The sequence below is a fragment of the Nocardia sp. CWNU-33 genome (genome assembly GCF_046764895.1).
In the GTDB taxonomy this organism is placed as follows: domain Bacteria; phylum Actinomycetota; class Actinomycetes; order Mycobacteriales; family Mycobacteriaceae; genus Nocardia.
Map to the genome: position 1 here is coordinate 12523 of NZ_JBKOQN010000041.1, position 16892 is coordinate 29414.

The window sequence follows — 16892 nt, forward strand, 5'->3', positions numbered from 1 at the left end:
CCGAGTGCCGGATCGCTTCCGGGCGCACCTGTTCACCCCGCCCGCGCCTGTTCGACGGTCGGCTCCTCGGAGCGGTATTGCGCGGCAGCATGGCTGCGGCCGGGCGCCCAAGGAAACCGCGCACCATCAGCTGGAAGGCTGATGATGCGCGGCATTCTCCGGGCTGCGCCGGAGCAACGTCCTGACGGATTCTTTCGAAATGACTAGATGCGAACCACCGAGGTCAACGGGTAGTCGCCTTGCCGCTCGCGCCCGCCGAGGAAGCCGAGCTCGAGGACCACCGCGGCGGCAACGACTTCGGCGCCCGCCTCGGCGAAGAGGGCCGCGGCGGCTGCGAGGGTGCCGCCGGTGGCCAGGACATCGTCGAGGAGCAGCACGCGGCGGCCCTTCAGATCGATGCCGTCGGCGGGGATCTCCAAGGCCGCGGTGCCATATTCGAGACTGTATTCGCGGGTGATCACGGGCGGGGGCAGTTTGCCCGCCTTGCGGACCGCGAGGACGCCGGTGCCGAGGGTGGCCGCGACGCCCGCGCCGATAATGAAGCCGCGAGCATCGACGCCGGCGACCAGGTCGGCCTGCGGTGCACAATCCGCGAGGCAGTCGATGACGGCGCGGAAGCCCTCAGGATCGGCAAAAACGGGGCTGAGATCAGCAAAACGAACACCAGGAGTAGGGAAATCGTCGCGCCACCGGGTAAGACGCTCTACCAGCTCGGCGGCCTTTGTTGTCCGCTCGGTTGCCAGGTCGTCTGATTCGACCGCCGCGTGCTTGCTCATCGACACCTCTCCATGGTCCATCACCCACAACACCTTCTCACCGCTTCAACACCCAGCGGTCCATGTTCCAGCCGGTCCCGCCCTGCGTGGGGCCGGCGATGCCGTTCTGCAGACCGTTGCCGAAGGCGATGATGCGGGGATTGGCGAACAAGGGGACGCTCGGCATCTCCGACCACAGCAGGTTTTCGGCCTCGGTCAGCAGATTCAGCGTTGTGGTCGAGTTATCGTCGGCCGCAAGCTGATCGGTGATCGCATCGTATCGCCCGTTACCGAAGCGACCGAAATTGAGCCCGCTACCTGTGCGCAACGCGCTGGTCGCGGCGATCCCGGCCAGTGATCCGGCCGGACCCGACGCCGACGCGGTGCTCGCGAGGACGGCGTCGACCTTGCCCTCGGTGAGCTGAGCGGAGGTGAAATCGGCCGCGCCTGCGTCGAGGACGGTGAGGCCGGCGGGTTTGCACGCCTCGGCGATCATCGCGACGGTCTGTGCACGACGCTCATCGGGCTGCAGGTAACCGATGCGAACGGTGGGCTTGCCTGCGCCGAAGGAGGCCAGCGCCGCAGTGGCGGCGGGGACGTCGGTGCCGCGATACTTCTCGGCCGCACCGGTGACCGCTGGGTAGTACAGCGAGTCCTGCTGCACGATGCGGGAATTCAGCGGTGCGGCGCCGAGACCGCTCTTCGGCGCGTCCTTCGCCTTGCCGAGTTTGTCGAACAGCGCCTGCCTCGGCACACACAGGGCGAACGCACGACGCGCATCCACCGAACCGAACACTCCCCCGGTCCCGAGCACCAACTGCTCGACACCGCGGCCCGGCACGGTGCGTACCGAAAAACCGTCCAGGTTAAGATCTTTCACCGATCCAGCGCCGACATCGACAACACCGACAGCATTGTCGGTGACCTTGGCCTGCACATCGACGGTCTTGGGCCACACCACGATCCGCCCGGTCTCGGGCTTGTTGCCCCACCAGCGCTCGTTCGCGACGAGCACCAAACCGTCTTTGGCGGAATAGGATTCGATCCGGTAGGGCCCGGACGACGGGAAGCGGGACAGATCGAGACTGCCCGAACTCATGGCCCAGCCGTTGTTCCAGAAGTCGGCCAGCCGTTGGATCGCGCCGGGATCACCGGTTTGCAAGGCCGACACCACATTCGGCACATTGGCCACCCGCGCCGCGACGTGTGCGGGCATCAGCTCGCCTGCGGTGAACAGGGTGCGCCACGGCAGGAAATGCCGGTCGGGCCGGAACACCACGGTGGCGTCCTTGGAGCCGGGCTGACAGTCCACCCGCTCGATGTCGGCGTACCCGGCGCTGTTGGCTGCGTCGAACAGTGGCGCGGGGCCGCGGTCACCGGGTTTGGTGAACCGACCGCTGCGCGCGGCCCAGGCCAGCACCAGGTCGTCACACGAGGTGGGCACGCCATCGGAGTACACACCATCCGGGTTGAGCCGGTACTGCACGGTCTGGGCCTCGCCGGGAACCTCTTTCGCGGTGCCCGCGTCGGTGTCGGCGACCTGCTGACCGTCCGGTCCGGTGTAGAAGAACCCGGTCAGCACCCGGCCGAACACGGCCGCCGAGCCGCTGCTCGCACCGAGCGTGCTGCCACCGTTGTAGCTGGCGATCACGGCATCGACGGCGTAGCCGATGGACGGCACCTGGTTCTGACCGGAGCACCCGGCGACCATCCCGGCCGCCAGGGTGCCCGCAGCCACCGATCCGATCAGACGCGCCAGTGACTGCTTACGCATGGAAGGAAACCCCTGCCTGTAGGTCAGTGCCTCTTCTTGTACCGTTTCCCGCTCGGCCGTGCGCCGGGCCGCGGAGCATCGCCCGGTTCCCGCGCCCGTCGCGGCGCTTCGGAGTAATCCCGGCCGGTCGCCGCCACCGCGCGCCGCTCGGCCTCAGCGCCCGCACGGGCCGCGGCCACGCCGGACCGCCTGTTCTGCACCTTCTTGGTGTGCGCCGCGACCGGACCCCAGCGTTCCTTGATCGACACCAGCAGCGGGGTAGCGAAGAAGATCGAGGAGTAGGTGCCGACCAGCAGACCGACCAGCTGCACGAGCGCCAGGTCCTTGAGCGTGCCGACGCCGAGCATCCACACCGCGATCACCATCAGGCCGACGATCGGCAGAATACCGATCAGCGCGGTGTTGATCGAACGCATCAGCGTCTGGTTCACCGCGAGGTTGGCCTGCTCGCCGTAGGTCCGACGGTTCAAATGCAGGATGCCCCTGGTGTTCTCCTCGACCTTGTCGAAGACGACGACCGAGTCGTACAGCGAGAAGCCGAGAATGGTGAGAATGCCGATCACGGTGGCCGGCGTAACCTCCAGGCCCACGATCGAGTAGACGCCCGCCGTCACCGAGACATCGAAGCCCAATGCGGCAAGGGCGGCGATCGCCATGTCCCGCTCGAACCGGACGGTGATGTAGATGGCGACCAGCACGAGGAACACCGCGAGTGCGATGAGGGCCTTGCGGGTGATCTGGCTGCCCCAGGTTTCGCTGACGTCGGAGGTGCTGATCGCGGCGCGGCTCGGATTCCCGTCCCGGTCCTTGGGCTGGAACTTACTGAACAGCGCGTTGTTCAGCGCTTCCACTTGATTCTTGTCGAGCGCCTCGGAGCGGATCAACATGGTGGACGACGCGCCCGTGCCCACCGTCTGTACCGACACCGGGTCGGTACCGATGGCGCCGCGGTAGACATCCTCCGCCTGGCTGGTGGTCGCGTTACCCGCCGGGAACTGGATCCGCGAGCCGCCCTCGAAATCGATGCCGAGGGTGAAACCGCGAAAAACGATGCTGCCCAACGAGATCAGCACGATGGCCGCAGTGATGAGGTACCACATCCGGCGCTTGCCGATGACGTCGATGGCGCCGGTGCCGGTGTAGAGCCGGTTGAGGAAGCTGTGCTTGGGCTGTGCGGCGTACCGCACGTCATCGGTTTCGGGATCGTCCTCATGCAGCGAGGGCGTGATCTGGCTGTTGGTCATCGCATCCTCACGCTTTCCCCGAGTGCGGCATCGGCCGCCTTGCGCTCACGGGCGACCTGCTGGATCGCACCGAGACCATTCACCGACGGGCTCGACCAGAAGGCCGTCCTGGAGGCCAGCAACACCAGCGGCGCCGTCACCAGGAACACCACCACCACGTCGAGCACGGTGGTGAGACCGAGGGTGAACGCGAAGCCGCGCACCTGGCCGACGGCCAGCGCGTAGAGCACCGCCGCCGCGATGAAGCTCACCGCGTTGCCGGACAGGATCGTCCGGCGGGCGCGCTGCCAGCCGCGTGGCACGGCCGAGCGGAAACTACGGCCCTCACGCATCTCGTCCTTGATGCGTTCGAAGAACACCACGAACGAGTCGGCGGTCATGCCGATACCGATGATCAGGCCGGCGATGCCGGCAAGGTCGAGGGTGAAGCCGATCCACCGCCCGAGCAGGACCATGATGCCGTATACGGCGAGACCGGAGGCGACCAGCGACAAGCCGGTCAGGAAACCGAGCATCCGATAGTAGGCCAGGCAGTAGAGCAGGACCACGACAAGACCGACCGCGCCCGCGAGCAGACCCGCCTTCAACGAGGAAAGGCCCAGCGTCGCCGAGACGGTTTCGGCTTCCGAGATCTGGAACGACAGCGGCAGCGAACCGTACTTCAGCGTGTTCGCGAGTTCCTTTGCACTGGTGGCGTTGAAATTGCCGCTGATGGTGGTGCGGCCGCCCTGCTGCGGTCCCGCCTGCACGACGGGCGCGCTGACGACCTTCGAGTCGAGGACGAATGCGACTCGCTTGTAGAGGTATTCGCCGGTAAGCGTGGCCCAAGCGTCACTGCCGCCGGACTTGAACTCGAGGTTGACCTCGTGCCGCGCCTGCTGCTGGTTGAGCCCCGAGCTCGCGTTCTTGATCTCCTGGCCGTCGATGCGGCTCTTGTCGAGCAGCAACACCTCGGTGCCGTCGGTGGAGCAGGCGACCAGCGGCAGGTTCGGATCGTCATTGCCTGCCAGCGGGTCGGGCTTGCTGCAATCCAGCGCGGCCATCGCGGCCTTCTGGATGGTCGGGTCGGTGCTCTGCCGGACGGCCTTGGCCGTGGCGATTTCTTTCTGTGCCTGTTCCTGCGGGGAACCGGGCGGCGCAGGCGGCTCGGTCGGCGCCTGCTCGGGGAACACCCGCTGCTGCGGCGCGGGCTCCGGCGACACCTCTTCCGGTGTTTCCGGTGCGGGGCTCAACGGCGTCGCGTCGGGCAACGGCACAGGCTGTTGCGGCACACCCCGACTCGCCACCGATTCGGCTGACAGCACCGGCCGGATGTAGAGCTTGGCGGTGGTCGCCAGCGCGCGCGCCTGCTGACCGTCGTCACCCGGCACCGTGATGACGATGTTGTCACCGTCGATCACGACCTCGGAGCCACCGACGCCGAGTCCGTTGACCCGGTTCTCGATGATCTCCTGCGCCTTCCGCAGGCTGTCCTGGCTCGGCTTACTGCCGTCGGGGGTGCGCGCGGTCAACGTGACCCGGGTGCCACCCTGTAGGTCGATGCCGAGCTTGGGGGTCGGGTCTTTGTCACCGGTGAAGAACACCAACGCATAGATCACGGCCAGCAGCGCGGCGTAGACGCCGAGCAGCCGGAGCGGATGCGCCGATCCTTGGGAAGGTGGCACAGTACGTCATCTCCTAGGCGGGAAGTCGAGGTGGAACGGACGGGCACGCACCAGCGGCGCCGGGTACCCGGGAGTGGGGCCCGGCAGCATCCGGCGCGCGGGCTCACCGATAACCGGTCGGGCCGGTCAGTCCTTGGTCAGCCGGGTCTCGGTCTGTTCCGCGGATTCTTCGACGGCACCGTCGACGGCCTCGTCGGTCACGGTCTCGTCCGTGGCCTCATCCGTGGTCTCGTCCTCGGTGCGCACCTCACGGATGGCCAGGCGCAGCCACGTGGTGACAACCTCTTCGGCAATCTCGAGGTCGACGGTGGTGTCGTCGAGATCGACCACTGTGCCGTACAGCCCCGACGTGGTGGTGACCTGATCGCCGACTTTCAGGCTGCCCTGCATATCGGCGACCTTCTGTGCCTCGCGCTTCTGGCGGCGAGACATCAGGTACATCGACACGAACAGGCCTACCAGCACTAGCGGAAACAGAAGTTCCATCGTCGAAGTCAGTCCCTAGTCTGTGGGTGGGTGTGGACAGGTATCTCAACAGTCTGCCAGCTCGCGTCACCACTGCCACACCGGCACACCCTTGACGTCCCGATTCGCGCTCCGGCGGGCAATTCGGCGCGCTGCTGCGCGGTTGCCGGGCGGCACCGACGAACCAGTCGGCATCAAACTTCTCAGTGAAAGGTCACCGGCGGCGTGAGCATGGGCGGACTGGCCACCCGGTACGCCCTTACGGCGATGGAACGCGACGGGGACGAGCATCAGACCGAGACTTATCTGTCCTGGGACTCACCGCACAACGGTGCGTGGATTCCGCCGATCCTGCAGCAGATGGCGTACTTCTTCGAGTTCTTCGAGGCACTCACCCCGGGAAAGCCGAGTAAGGCAGATTTGATTCGCAGCCCAGCGGCTCAGCAGCTGCTGTGGGCCTGGGTCGACGACTCGCGGTACTCGGGCCCGGTCGCGACCGCATCGCCACTGCGCACCCAGTTCCTGCAGGAACTGGCCGACCTCGGCGGATTCTCACAGCAGCCGGTCCGGCTCGGCGTCGCCAACCAATTCGGAGCACTCCGCGGTAACGCCGGTACTCGCGGAATGGATCCTGCGCAAGATCGCCAAGTAGCGATGCGGACGGGCCCGCGGCCGACATCTCGACCGCGGGCACGCCCAAGGGGCGTCTTTAGGCGGACTTGCCGTAGGTGTAGTCGTCGAGCGGAAAGCTGACTGCCTCACGGTGGGCGTTGATGGTGCTGGTCGGGCGCAGTAGCGCGGCCTCGCCGTGCTGGTTGAAGTAGTAGCTGCGCGCGGTCGAGCAATCGCCGCCGTAGAACACCGAGGAGCCGAGCTTGTCTGTCACTCGGTTCAGGAAGTGTGCGTTGGCCTGCTCGGTCACCTCGAAGGTTGTCTCACCACGACGGAAGGTCTCCTTCAGCAGCCTGCCCATGTGCTTCATCTGAGCCTCGATGGTGGTGAAGTACGACAGGCCGCTGTAGGAGTACGGGCTGTTGAGGCTGATGAAGTTCGGGAACTTGGGCACGGTGATGCCCTCGTAGGCCTGGAAACGGTTGTCGCGCCAGAACTTTCCGAGGTCGACGCCATCGCGGCCGATGATCTCGATGGCCGGGAAGTTCACATCCCACAGATTGAAGCCGGTGGCAAGGATCAGGGTGTCGATCTCGGTCTTGCGTCCATCGGCGGTCACGATGCCGTCGGCCTCGACGTGGTCGATCGAGTTGGTCTCGAGGCGCACGTTCGGCCGGTTGAACGTTTTGAAGTACAGGTTGGAGAAAGTCGGGCGCTTGCAGCCGAAGTCGTAGTGCGGTGTCAGCTTCTTGCGCGTTTCCTTGTTGCGCACCTGCGCACGCAGGTGCGCCTTAGCGAGCAGGCCCGCGGCCTTGTTCAATGGCTTGGCCTGCTTGAAATGCAGCACACCGACTACCATCAGCGCCTCGAGCATGCCGGTATTCACCAGCCGGGCCGCCTTCTGAGTGGCGGGTACTCGGGCGAACAGCTTCTGCACCGGGCCGGGGATCGCGGTGTCGACCTTCGGCACCACCCAGATCGGGGTGCGCTGGAAAACGGTGAGCTCCGCGACCTTCTCGGCCGCCTCCGGCACCAGCTGCACGGCGGTCGCGCCGGTGCCGATGATCGCGGCCTTGCGACCGGCGAGGTCGAAGTCGTCCTCCCACGCGGTGGTGTGGATGATCTTGCCCGCGAAGGAGTCGATGCCGGGGAACGGCGGGGTGTAGGGCTGGGAGAGGAACCCGGTGGCAGTGAGAAGGTAACGGCCGGTGATGGTTTCACCGCCCGCGACGGACACCACCCAGTACTGGTGCTCCTCGTCCCAGCGTGCGCCGTCGACCACGGTGCCGAAACGCATCCGGCGGCGCAGGCCGTACTTGTCGGCGACGAACTCGGCGTACTTCTTGAGCTCCTGGCCGGGCGCGAACAGACGCGTCCAGTAGGGATTGGGCTCGAACGAGTACGAGTAGGTCACCGAGGCGATGTCGACCGCGAGACCCGGATAGTGATTGACGTGCCAGGTGCCGCCGAGGTCGTCTTCGCGTTCCAGGATGACGAAATTGCTGAGACCGAGCCGGTCGAGCTCGATGCTCGCACCCATTCCGCCGAAACCTGCACCGACAACGACCGCATCGAACTGAGGCGCCACGTCGAACCTCCTGCTGAGTGAACCATTCCCTCATGGAATGTGAATCAATCCTCACGGAATGACACATCATTCCGTTTGTGAACACAGTATCATCGTGAGGGTGACGAAGCCATCCACGCGTGCTGAGCGACGCAAAGCCGAACTGCGCCAGGACATCATCGACACTGCCTTCGTCTGTTTCGCGGAGAAGGGCTATCACGGCACCGGAATCGCGGACATCGCCGGCGTCCTCGGCATCGGGCACGGCACCTTCTACCGCTACTTCAGCAATAAGCGCGACATCATCGATCACGTCATCGACGATCTCGCCGGGCGCATCGTGGCAGCCCTCGGCACCGAGAACGCCCCGGACGCCGCGACCTCGCTCGACGACTACCGCGCTCAACTCGATCGCATCGGCGTAGCGCTCCACCACATCCTCGTCGAGGACCGCAGGGTGGCCCAGCTGCTGCTCTTCCACGCGACCGGCATCGACGACGAACTCACCGCCCGGCTCTACGGCCTGCTCGACATGGCCGACGCACTGACCGCCGGCTACCTCTCGCACGGCGTCGAACTCGGGTACCTGCGGGCCGATCTGGACACCACCAACACCGCAAAGGCCGTCACCGGCATGCTCATCGCAGGCATCGTGCACGGACTGCGCAGCCCCGACCCCGCTGCCGTCGACGGGCTCAACGAGGCGATCCGCAGACTACTCATCGATGGTGTCCGCAACGACTGATCGCGGTCGCCACACTGCAGATGCGGTGTGACGCAAAGACACTCGGCCGCCATCGGTCATCCGCAGGCAGCTGGCCGAATTTCACTGGATACGAGCACGATTTCGGAGGCTAGGGTGAACACTGATCGACGGTGTCCATATGGGGGTCGCACGTGTTCGCAAGAGACCGCGGAGTACGAAGAAGTGGTATTCGACCAGAGCAGGGCAATGACCCTGACAGAATGTCGCGCGTGACCCCCGAGGACGTGAGCCGGACCCATTTCCCCATGCCACCGGTCGGACACCGCGGCTATCACGCCGATGAGGTCGACGCCTTCCTGGAGCTCGTCGCCGCTACGCTCGACGGACGCGGCACCCTCACCGCCGACGACGTCCGGCACGTGGCCTTCGACGCACCCCGGTTCGGCGGGCGCGGCTACCAGGCCGACGAGGTCGACGAATTCCTCGATCAGATTCGGATAGAGCTGGAATTCCGGCAGCTCGGCACCCGGCCGGTACCCGCGTCCGGCAACGGCTCCGGGCCACTGCTGACACCCGACGACATTCACCGGATGCGGTTCACCCAGGCGCCCATCGGTCGCCGCGGCTACGACACCGACGAGGTCGACGCGTTCCTCGACCTCGTCGCCGCGACCCTCGCCCACGGCGGACCCAGCAGCCTCACCGTCACCGATGTGCGGGCGGTGCGGTTCACCGAGGCCAGGCTCAGCACCCGCGGGTACGAGCGCGGCGAGGTGGACGCATTCCTCGACCTCGTCGTCACCGCACTCGAGCACGCGGCACACCACCACCGCTGAACATTTACCCGCCGCGCCGGGTCGTGGGGCGTATGACGCTGCGCCACAAGGTCAGTCGACGGCATCCGAGGTAGGTTGTGGTTCGCGGCCGCGGACTTCGATCGAGCCGAAGACCAGGTCCGGTGGCGGGACCAGACCCAAGTGCTCCCATGCCGCGGCCGTGGCGACACGACCTCGCGGCGTGCGGGCGACCATGCCCGCGCGGACGAGAAACGGCTCGCAGACCTCCTCGACGGTGGCCGCTTCCTCCCCTACCGCGACGGCCAGCGTCGACACACCGACCGGACCACCGCCGAAGCTGCGGACCAACGCGGCCAGCACCGCGCGGTCCAGGCGATCGAGGCCGAGCACGTCGACGTCGTAGACCTCGAGTGCCGCCTGCGCGATCGGCAGTGTGATCAGACCGTCGGCGCGCACCTCGGCGTAGTCGCGGACGCGGCGCAACAGCCGATTCGCGATGCGGGGCGTACCGCGCGAACGGCCAGCGATTTCGGCGGCCGCTTCGGGTTCGATGGTGACGCCGAGGATGTGCGCCGAGCGCAGCAGAATGCGCAGCAGCTCGCCGGGCTCGTAGAAGTCCATGTGGCCGGTGAAGCCGAAGCGGTCACGCAGCGGGCCGGTGAGTGCACCCGAGCGGGTGGTGGCGCCGACCAAGGTGAAGGGGGCGATATCGAGTGGGATCGAGGTCGCGCCGGGGCCCTTGCCGACCACCACGTCGACACGGAAATCCTCCATGGCCAGGTACAGCATTTCCTCGGCGGGCCGCGCGATGCGGTGGATCTCGTCGATGAACAGCACATCGCCTTCGACCAGGTTGCTGAGCATGGCGGCGAGGTCGCCCGCCCGTTCCAGCGCGGGGCCGGAAGTGATGCGCAGTGCGGTACCCAGTTCGCCCGCGATGATCATCGCCATGCTGGTCTTGCCGAGGCCGGGCGGACCGGACAGCAGCACGTGATCGGGGGTGCCGCCGCGCTGTTTGGCGCCGCGCAGCACCAGCGCGAGCTGTTCACGCACGCGCGGCTGGCCGATGAAATCGTCGAGCGACTTCGGGCGCAGGCTGGCCTCGATCTCACCGTCGGACCTGAGATAGCTTGCGGTGACCTGGGATTCGTCATCCATGTGGGATTCGACGTCGTCGTAGTCCATGCCCCGCTACCGGTTCTTGCCGAGCGAGGCGAGGGCCGCGCGCAGCGCGATGGCGGTGTCGGCGGCGGGCTGTTCGGCCAGCACCGCGTCGAGCGCCTGCTCGGCCTGCTTGAGCGGGAAGCCGAGCCCGGTCAGCGCCTCGACAACCTGCTCACGCACCGGTGTGAGCACCGGCGTCGGGGTAGCCCCGGGCGGACCTGCCTGGACCGGAACGAGATTCACCTTGTCGCGCAATTCGACGACCATGCGTTCGGCGCCACGTTTGCCGATGCCGGGAACGCGGGTCAGTGCGGCGACATTGCTCTCCGCGAGCGCCTTGCGCAGCGCCTCCGGTTCGAGTACAGCCAGCACGGCCATGGCAAGCCGGGGGCCGACTCCGGACACCGTCTGCAAGAGCCCGAACAGGTCACGGGATTCGGTATCGGCGAAACCGAACAGCGTCATCGAGTCCTCGCGCACGATCATCGCGGTGTACAGCCGGGATTCCTCGCCACGAGCCAGCGTGGACAACGTCGCCGGGGTGACGTTGAGCCGGTAGCCGACGCCCGCCGCCTCGATCACCACATGGTCGAGGGCAATCTCCAGCACCTCACCGCGTACCGACGCGATCACCTGCGTACCGCCTTCCGTTGTTCAGCAAGCTTTTCCGCGTACCGCCGCTGCACCTGTGCCGCCTGCGCCTCGGCCTTGGCCATCCGATCCAGCAGCGGCGCGCGCCAGCAGTGGCAGATCGCCAAGGCCAGCGCATCGGCCGCGTCCGCGGGTTTCGGCGCAACCTGGAGGCCGAGGATACGCGTCACCATCGCCGTCACCTGAGCCTTGTCCGCCGTGCCGTTGCCGGTGACGGCGGCCTTCACCTCACTGGGCGTATGGAAGGCCACGGGTATCCCCCTGCGGGCCGCCGCAAGCGCGATCACACCGCCCGCCTGTGCGGTGCCCATTGCAGTACGCACATTGTGCTGCGCGAACACCCGCTCGATCGCCACCGCCTCGGGTTTGTGGGTGTCCATCCAGCCTTCGGCCGCATCCGCGACGCCGAGCAGGCGGTGTGCCAAATCCAGGTCCGGCGGCGTCCGCACCACATCGACGGCCAGCGCGGTCACCTTCCGACCGAGCCCGCCCTCCACGATGCTGAGGCCGCACCGGGTGAGCCCCGGATCGACACCCATCACCCGCACGAAACACCCCTTCGACAGACACGAACAGTTGTTCGAAGTCTAGAGGACATCGCACGCTGCCTGCGACAGCGACACGGGTGCAGGGAAATCGGGAGAAGCGAGTCAGGGCGCCACCGGCGCGAGGCCGAGCAGCGCCGGTTCGGTGGCACGCGAGGCCCATTCGTGCGCGGGGTTCGCCACCAGGCGACGCGCCTGGAGGTCGAGCAGTCCGCTGACGAAGGTGATGGTCGCCGACAATGCACCGTCGGATCGGGTGAAAGTGTGCTCGACGCGGTAGGTCTTGCCAGCGCCCCAAACCCACGAGCACGACACGTCCACCGAATCGCCTGCACGCAGTTCGCGGTGGTACTTGATCACCGTCTCGAGGTTGACCGGGCCGAGGCCCGAGCTCAGCAGGTCTTCGACGGATATCCCGGCCGCCTGCACGCAGGCGAACCGCGCGTGGTCGGCGAACTGCTGGTAGGCGGAGCCGGTGACATGCTGCTGGAGGTCCAGGTCGGACACGCGGACGTCGATCCGAACCCGAAACGGTTCGTAGGTATTCGACACCGCACCACCATGGCAGAGGCCACCGACATGTTTCGGCCGCCAGACCGCACTCGGCCGTTCCGATGGCCGAGCTACCGCGCCGCGACCTGTGCGGCGAACGCCGCGTAGGCATGCTCGTCGAACAGGACGAACCGCACCTCGCGCACAGTGGTGACCGCGGCGGACACGGTCTCGACGGCGATCCGGGCGCCGTCGGGCAGCGGCCAGCCGAAGATACCGGTGGAGATGGCCGGGAACGCGACCGTGCTCGCACCCAATTCATCGGCCACCCGCAACGATTCGCGATAGCAGGAGGCCAGCAGATCCGAGCGGTCCTCGGTCGCCGACCACACCGGACCGACCGTGTGGATCACCCAGCGCGCCGGCAGTCGACCCGCCGTCGTCGCCACCGCCTGCCCGGTGCGCAGGCCCTTGCCGAAGTGCGACGCGCGCAGCTTGCGCCACGCATCGAGAATCTCGGGCCCGCCCTTGCGGTGGATCGCGCCGTCGACTCCGCCACCGCCGAGCAACGACGAATTCGCGGCGTTGACCACGGCATCCACCGTTTGCTAGGTGATGTCTCCCTGCATGAGTTGCAACGCGACCATGACCGAATTCTGCCATCCCAGCGGCACGCCGGTGGCCGGTGGTTTCCTGGAATCGTCTGATTCGGTCTGGCTATGCCCCTACGATCCGAAGATGAGCAACTCTGTTAAGGCAGTCCTCGAGGGCGGGCCGGAGGACTTGCCGGCCCGCATCGTTCCCATCACACCACCGGGGATCGAGCTCAAGGTCGCGTTCAAGGGCGGCTACGAGCATTTCAAGGTCACCGCCAGGCATAAAGACACATCCGAGGGCAGCCTGCCCGTCTACGAGTGGACGGTGCGCACCGAGATCGCGCAGTGAGCCCCGAGCGGTCACAGTGTCACCGGAGCGGATTCACAGCTTGTCTCGAGCAATGACCTCGACAATGCTGTAGGTGCCCGTCCTTCGAGCTCCCCTCGCCGCGCCGGCCAACCCTGTGCCGCCACCGCCGCAACTCCCATCGGCGGATCTGAACCCCAACTACCAGAACACCTTTCATCACGGACTATCGGTGTTGCACGGTTGGCTGCCATCGACCATCGAGTTGATGGCAGTCGCCGTGCTCATCGCGGCCATCGGATGGCGTAGGCGCCGTTGGCGTCTCGTCGGCGTACCCGTGTGCGTGGCGTCGGGTATCGCAGGCGCGGTCGCCGCAAGGGCCTATGTCAACGACCAGGGGCTGGCGTCGGATCCGGCCCCGCTGCTGCTGTGGGTGTATGTCGGCGCGACCGGCGCGGCGATCGCAGTGGCGGTGCTCGGCTGGCGTAGCGCACGATGGTGGCGACGTGGGATGTCGATTCTCGCGATTCCGCTGGCACTGCTGAGCACGGGCATCGTGCTCGATCAATGGGTCGGCTACTACCCGACCGTGCAATCCGCGTGGAGCGCGCTCACCGCCGGCCCGCTGCCACAGCAGACCGATCTCGACGCGCTGCCCGCGCTGCGCGGCACCAACCTCAGCAGCGGCAAGATCGTGCCGGTCCGGATCCTCGACGCGGGCAGTGGTTTTCCGCATCGCACCGAATACGTGTATCTGCCGCCCGCCTGGTTCGCCGGGCCGACTCCACCCGCGCTGCCCGTGGTGATGATGATCGGCGGCGAATTCAACACCCCCGCCGACTGGGTTCGCAGCGGCCAGATCATGCCCGCCGTCGACAAGTTCACCGCGGCCAACAGTGGCCGCGCGCCGATCCTCGTCTTCGTCGATTCCAGCGGCAGTTTCAACAACGACACCGAGTGCGTGAACGGCCCGCGCGGCGATGCGGCCGATCACCTCACCCGCGCTGTGCCCGGCTATGTCGAGTCCAGATTCGGCGCATCGGCGGATCCAGCGCAATGGGCGGTGGTCGGCTGGTCAATGGGCGGCACCTGCGCGGTCGATCTGGCTGTGATGCATCCGGAGCTCATGCGCACCTTCGTCGATATCGCGGGCGACATCGGTCCGGCCTCGGGCACCAGGGAGCAGACCATCGCCCGCCTCTTCGGCGGCGACGCCGACCAATGGGCGGCCTTCGACCCGCTGACCGTCATGGCCGAACACGGCCCGTATACCGGCACCGCCGGACTCTTCGACGATCTGACCCCGCCGCCGCACGCCAGGACGGGTGGACATCCCCGGCCACCCGCCGACGACTCTTCGGCCGGCCTGGGCGGCCACGACGGTGTGCCCGACACCGGCGAGGTCGGCGCGGCCGAGCAGCTGTGCAAGCAGGGCCGCGAGGTCGGCATCGACTGCACGATCCACACCACTCAGGGCGGGCACACCTGGCAATTCGCCTCGGCGGCCTTCACCGCATCGTTCCCGTGGATCGTCGCCCGCGTCGGTCTTCCGGTACCCGATGCCCCGTGAACTATCGGATCACCCCATAAGCGCGCACCACCCCTACCCCTGAGTGCTCGAGGTCGGTCGCGGCACATGGTCGGGGCACTCTGAGCGGCATCCGAGGGAGATGCGGTTGCGGGTCGATTGCTACGGGGTCGGGGCGACGTCTCGGGTGGGGTCGGGGCGGAAAGTGCGGCGGTAGGTTCGGGGGGAGACGCCTATTGCTTCGTGGAGGTGTTGGCGTAGGGAGCCGCCGGTGGCGAAGCCGACTTCGCCTGCGATCCGATCGATCGGGAGATCGGTGGATTCCAGGAGGTCCCGGGCTCGGAAGACGCGCTGCTGGATGAGCCAGCGGCCGGGGCTCATGCCGACCTCGTCGCGGAAGCGGCGAGCGAAGGTGCGCTTGCTCATACGGGCGTGGGCGGCGAGATCGTCCATGGTCAAGGGCAATCCGAGGTTTTCCAGCGCCCAATGGCGGGCGGCCGCGGTGCCGGTGGAGGTCGCCGGCGGCACCGGCTGTTCGATGTATTGGGCTTGGCCGCCGTCGCGCCAAGGCGGGATGACACAGCGGCGGGCCGCCCGGTTGGCGACTTCGCTGCCGTGGTCGCGGCGCACCAGGTGCAGGCAGATGTCGATGCCCGCTGCCGCGCCCGCCGAGGTGAGGACGTCGCCGTCGTCGACGTACAACACGTCGGGGTCGAGATGCACCTTCGGAAAGGTGCGGCGGAACAGGTCGGCTTGATTCCAATGCGTCGTGGCGGGCCTGCCGTCCAATAACCCGGCGGCCGCGGCGACGAACGCACCGGTGCAGATGGACACGATTCTGGCGCCCGGTCGAATCCGCGCGAGCGCGTCCGACACGGTGGGCGGCAGCTCGCCATCGAGGGTCATCGCAATGTCGCACGCTGGGATGACCACGGTGTCCGCGGTGGCCAACGGTTCTGGTTCGCGTGCGTGCGGCGGGACTCAACCCGACCGACTGGCGACACCGCGCAGTGCCCGGCCTGTTCCTCGCGGAGCCACCGTTCGTACTCGGCTGGGACGTATCCGGCGACGTAGTCGCCACCGGCATCGGCGTGACGCTCTTCGCGCCGGGCGACGAGGTCTTCGGCATGCTCCCCTACCCGTACGGTCACGGCGCGCTCGCCGAGTACACGACCGGACCGGCACGCGCCTTCGCACGGAAACCGGCTGGGCTGGACCACATTCGAGCCGCCGCGATCCCGCTCGCCGCCCTCACTGCCTGGCAGGCGCTTGTCGATACCGCGGACCTCACCGCCGGACAGCGCGTCCTGATCCATGCCGCCGCGGGCGGCGTCGGACACTTCGCCGTCCAAATCGCCAAGGCCCGTGGCGCATACGTGATCGGCACCGCGAGCGCGGCCAATCACGAATTCCTGCGCGCTCTCGGCGTCGACGAGGTGATCGATTACCGGACAACAGATTTCGCCGAGGCAGCCCGCGATGTGGACGTGGTGCTCGACTCGATCGACGACGAGAACAGCCTCCGCTCCCTGCACACCCTGCGCCCCGGCGGCCTGCTGATCTCCCTGCGTGCCTTCGGCCCTGCCGATTTGGCGGCCGAGGCCGACAAGTTGGGCGTACGCGCAGTCCGCATGCTGGTGGAAGACGACCACGCCGGCATGACCGCGCTCGCACAACTCGCCGAAACCGGCGCGCTGCGACCGACAATCGCCGGGACCTTCCCGCTGGCAGACGCCGCAAAGGCACACGCACTCGGCGACACCGGCCGCACCGTAGGCACGTTGGTGCTGACGGTGCCGTAGCGCAACCACACCGCAGGCACAGTCATGGCCGAATGCGTAACCGATAGGGCTCGAGTGCTTGCCTTACCGCCGGGCGAGAACGCGGTCGGACGATCGGCCGGCACAAATGCGACCGACATGTCGGGGCGACTACATCCCGGGCCCGGCGATAGAAGGCCAGCACATGCTTCGGGGCGGCCCGCATATTTGCGGACCGCCCCGAGTACGGCGGCTATTGCCTGCC

16 protein-coding genes and 1 pseudogene are annotated in these 16892 nt (G+C 67.1%); 5 read left to right on the top strand and 12 right to left on the bottom strand.

The features are described 5' to 3' along the window. Window positions 1-203: 203 nt before the first annotated feature. The 6 genes from ACLMAL_RS34165 to ACLMAL_RS34190 all read right to left on the bottom strand — a co-directional run bounded on the left by ACLMAL_RS34165 (window position 204) and on the right by ACLMAL_RS34190 (window position 8102). Entirely contained in the window at window positions 204-776 is a 573-nt protein-coding gene (locus ACLMAL_RS34165; protein ID WP_328413183.1) for an adenine phosphoribosyltransferase, read from the bottom strand. Window positions 777-813: 37 nt separating this feature from the next. Next, window positions 814-2529 (bottom strand): ABC transporter substrate-binding protein, encoded by a 1716-nt coding sequence (locus tag ACLMAL_RS34170; RefSeq protein ID WP_412002842.1) that lies wholly within the window; start codon window positions 2527-2529, stop codon window positions 814-816. Window positions 2530-2552: 23 nt separating this feature from the next. Continuing rightward, window positions 2553-3773 (bottom strand): protein translocase subunit SecF, encoded by a 1221-nt coding sequence (secF, locus tag ACLMAL_RS34175; RefSeq protein ID WP_412002843.1) that lies wholly within the window; start codon window positions 3771-3773, stop codon window positions 2553-2555. After that, on the bottom strand, window positions 3770-5437 hold the full coding sequence (secD, locus tag ACLMAL_RS34180) for a protein translocase subunit SecD (protein WP_412002844.1): 1668 nt from the start codon (window positions 5435-5437) through the stop codon (window positions 3770-3772). Before secD ends, secF begins: the two co-directional genes overlap by 4 nt. Window positions 5438-5563: 126 nt before the next feature. Further along, window positions 5564-5923 (bottom strand): preprotein translocase subunit YajC, encoded by a 360-nt coding sequence (gene yajC / locus ACLMAL_RS34185; RefSeq protein WP_412002845.1) that lies wholly within the window; start codon window positions 5921-5923, stop codon window positions 5564-5566. A gap of 688 nt (window positions 5924-6611) precedes the next feature. After that, a complete protein-coding gene (locus ACLMAL_RS34190) occupies window positions 6612-8102 on the bottom strand; it encodes a flavin-containing monooxygenase (RefSeq protein ID WP_412002846.1) in 1491 nt (496 codons plus the stop codon). A 58-nt stretch (window positions 8103-8160) separates the two neighbouring features. Here ACLMAL_RS34190 and ACLMAL_RS34195 point away from each other — a divergent pair, with 58 nt between their 5' ends. Continuing rightward, window positions 8161-8826, top strand: coding sequence for a TetR/AcrR family transcriptional regulator (locus tag ACLMAL_RS34195; RefSeq protein WP_412002847.1), 666 nt, complete (start codon window positions 8161-8163; stop codon window positions 8824-8826). A 221-nt stretch (window positions 8827-9047) separates the two neighbouring features. Beyond that, a complete protein-coding gene (locus tag ACLMAL_RS34200) occupies window positions 9048-9623 on the top strand; it encodes a DivIVA domain-containing protein (RefSeq protein WP_412002848.1) in 576 nt (191 codons plus the stop codon). Window positions 9624-9674: 51 nt separating this feature from the next. Here ACLMAL_RS34200 and ruvB read toward each other — a convergent pair whose 3' ends face one another. From ruvB to ACLMAL_RS34225, 5 genes are all read right to left on the bottom strand, one after another. Continuing rightward, on the bottom strand, window positions 9675-10769 hold the full coding sequence (gene ruvB, locus ACLMAL_RS34205; protein WP_328403252.1) for a Holliday junction branch migration DNA helicase RuvB: 1095 nt from the start codon (window positions 10767-10769) through the stop codon (window positions 9675-9677). 6 nt (window positions 10770-10775) lie between these two features. Next, window positions 10776-11381 carry a Holliday junction branch migration protein RuvA gene (gene ruvA / locus ACLMAL_RS34210; RefSeq protein ID WP_412002849.1) on the bottom strand — a complete coding sequence of 202 codons (606 nt, stop codon included), beginning with the start codon at window positions 11379-11381 and terminating at the stop codon, window positions 10776-10778. Further along, a complete protein-coding gene (gene ruvC, locus ACLMAL_RS34215) occupies window positions 11378-11947 on the bottom strand; it encodes a crossover junction endodeoxyribonuclease RuvC (protein ID WP_412002850.1) in 570 nt (189 codons plus the stop codon). The genes ruvA and ruvC overlap by 4 nt, the downstream gene beginning before the upstream one ends. A gap of 102 nt (window positions 11948-12049) precedes the next feature. After that, window positions 12050-12496, bottom strand: coding sequence for an acyl-CoA thioesterase (locus ACLMAL_RS34220; RefSeq protein WP_412002851.1), 447 nt, complete (start codon window positions 12494-12496; stop codon window positions 12050-12052). Between the two features lie 71 nt (window positions 12497-12567). Further along, window positions 12568-13038, bottom strand: coding sequence for an O-acetyl-ADP-ribose deacetylase (locus tag ACLMAL_RS34225; protein WP_412002852.1), 471 nt, complete (start codon window positions 13036-13038; stop codon window positions 12568-12570). Window positions 13039-13174: 136 nt separating this feature from the next. Here ACLMAL_RS34225 and ACLMAL_RS34230 point away from each other — a divergent pair, with 136 nt between their 5' ends. Both ACLMAL_RS34230 and ACLMAL_RS34235 read left to right on the top strand, forming a co-directional pair. After that, window positions 13175-13381 (top strand): DUF5988 family protein, encoded by a 207-nt coding sequence (locus tag ACLMAL_RS34230; RefSeq protein WP_328403260.1) that lies wholly within the window; start codon window positions 13175-13177, stop codon window positions 13379-13381. A 73-nt stretch (window positions 13382-13454) separates the two neighbouring features. After that, complete coding sequence (locus ACLMAL_RS34235; RefSeq protein WP_412002853.1) at window positions 13455-14909, top strand: alpha/beta hydrolase-fold protein; 1455 nt, start codon at window positions 13455-13457, stop codon at window positions 14907-14909. A 120-nt stretch (window positions 14910-15029) separates the two neighbouring features. Here the strand turns inward: ACLMAL_RS34235 and ACLMAL_RS34240 are convergent. Continuing rightward, window positions 15030-15827: pseudogene (locus tag ACLMAL_RS34240) on the bottom strand (GlxA family transcriptional regulator); the annotation flags it as partial. Window positions 15828-15832: 5 nt separating this feature from the next. Between ACLMAL_RS34240 and ACLMAL_RS34245 the strand changes: the two are divergent. Next, window positions 15833-16669: an NADP-dependent oxidoreductase gene (locus tag ACLMAL_RS34245; RefSeq protein WP_412002854.1), complete on the top strand. Its 837-nt coding sequence runs from the start codon at window positions 15833-15835 to the stop codon at window positions 16667-16669. The last annotated feature ends 223 nt before the right edge of the window (window positions 16670-16892 follow it).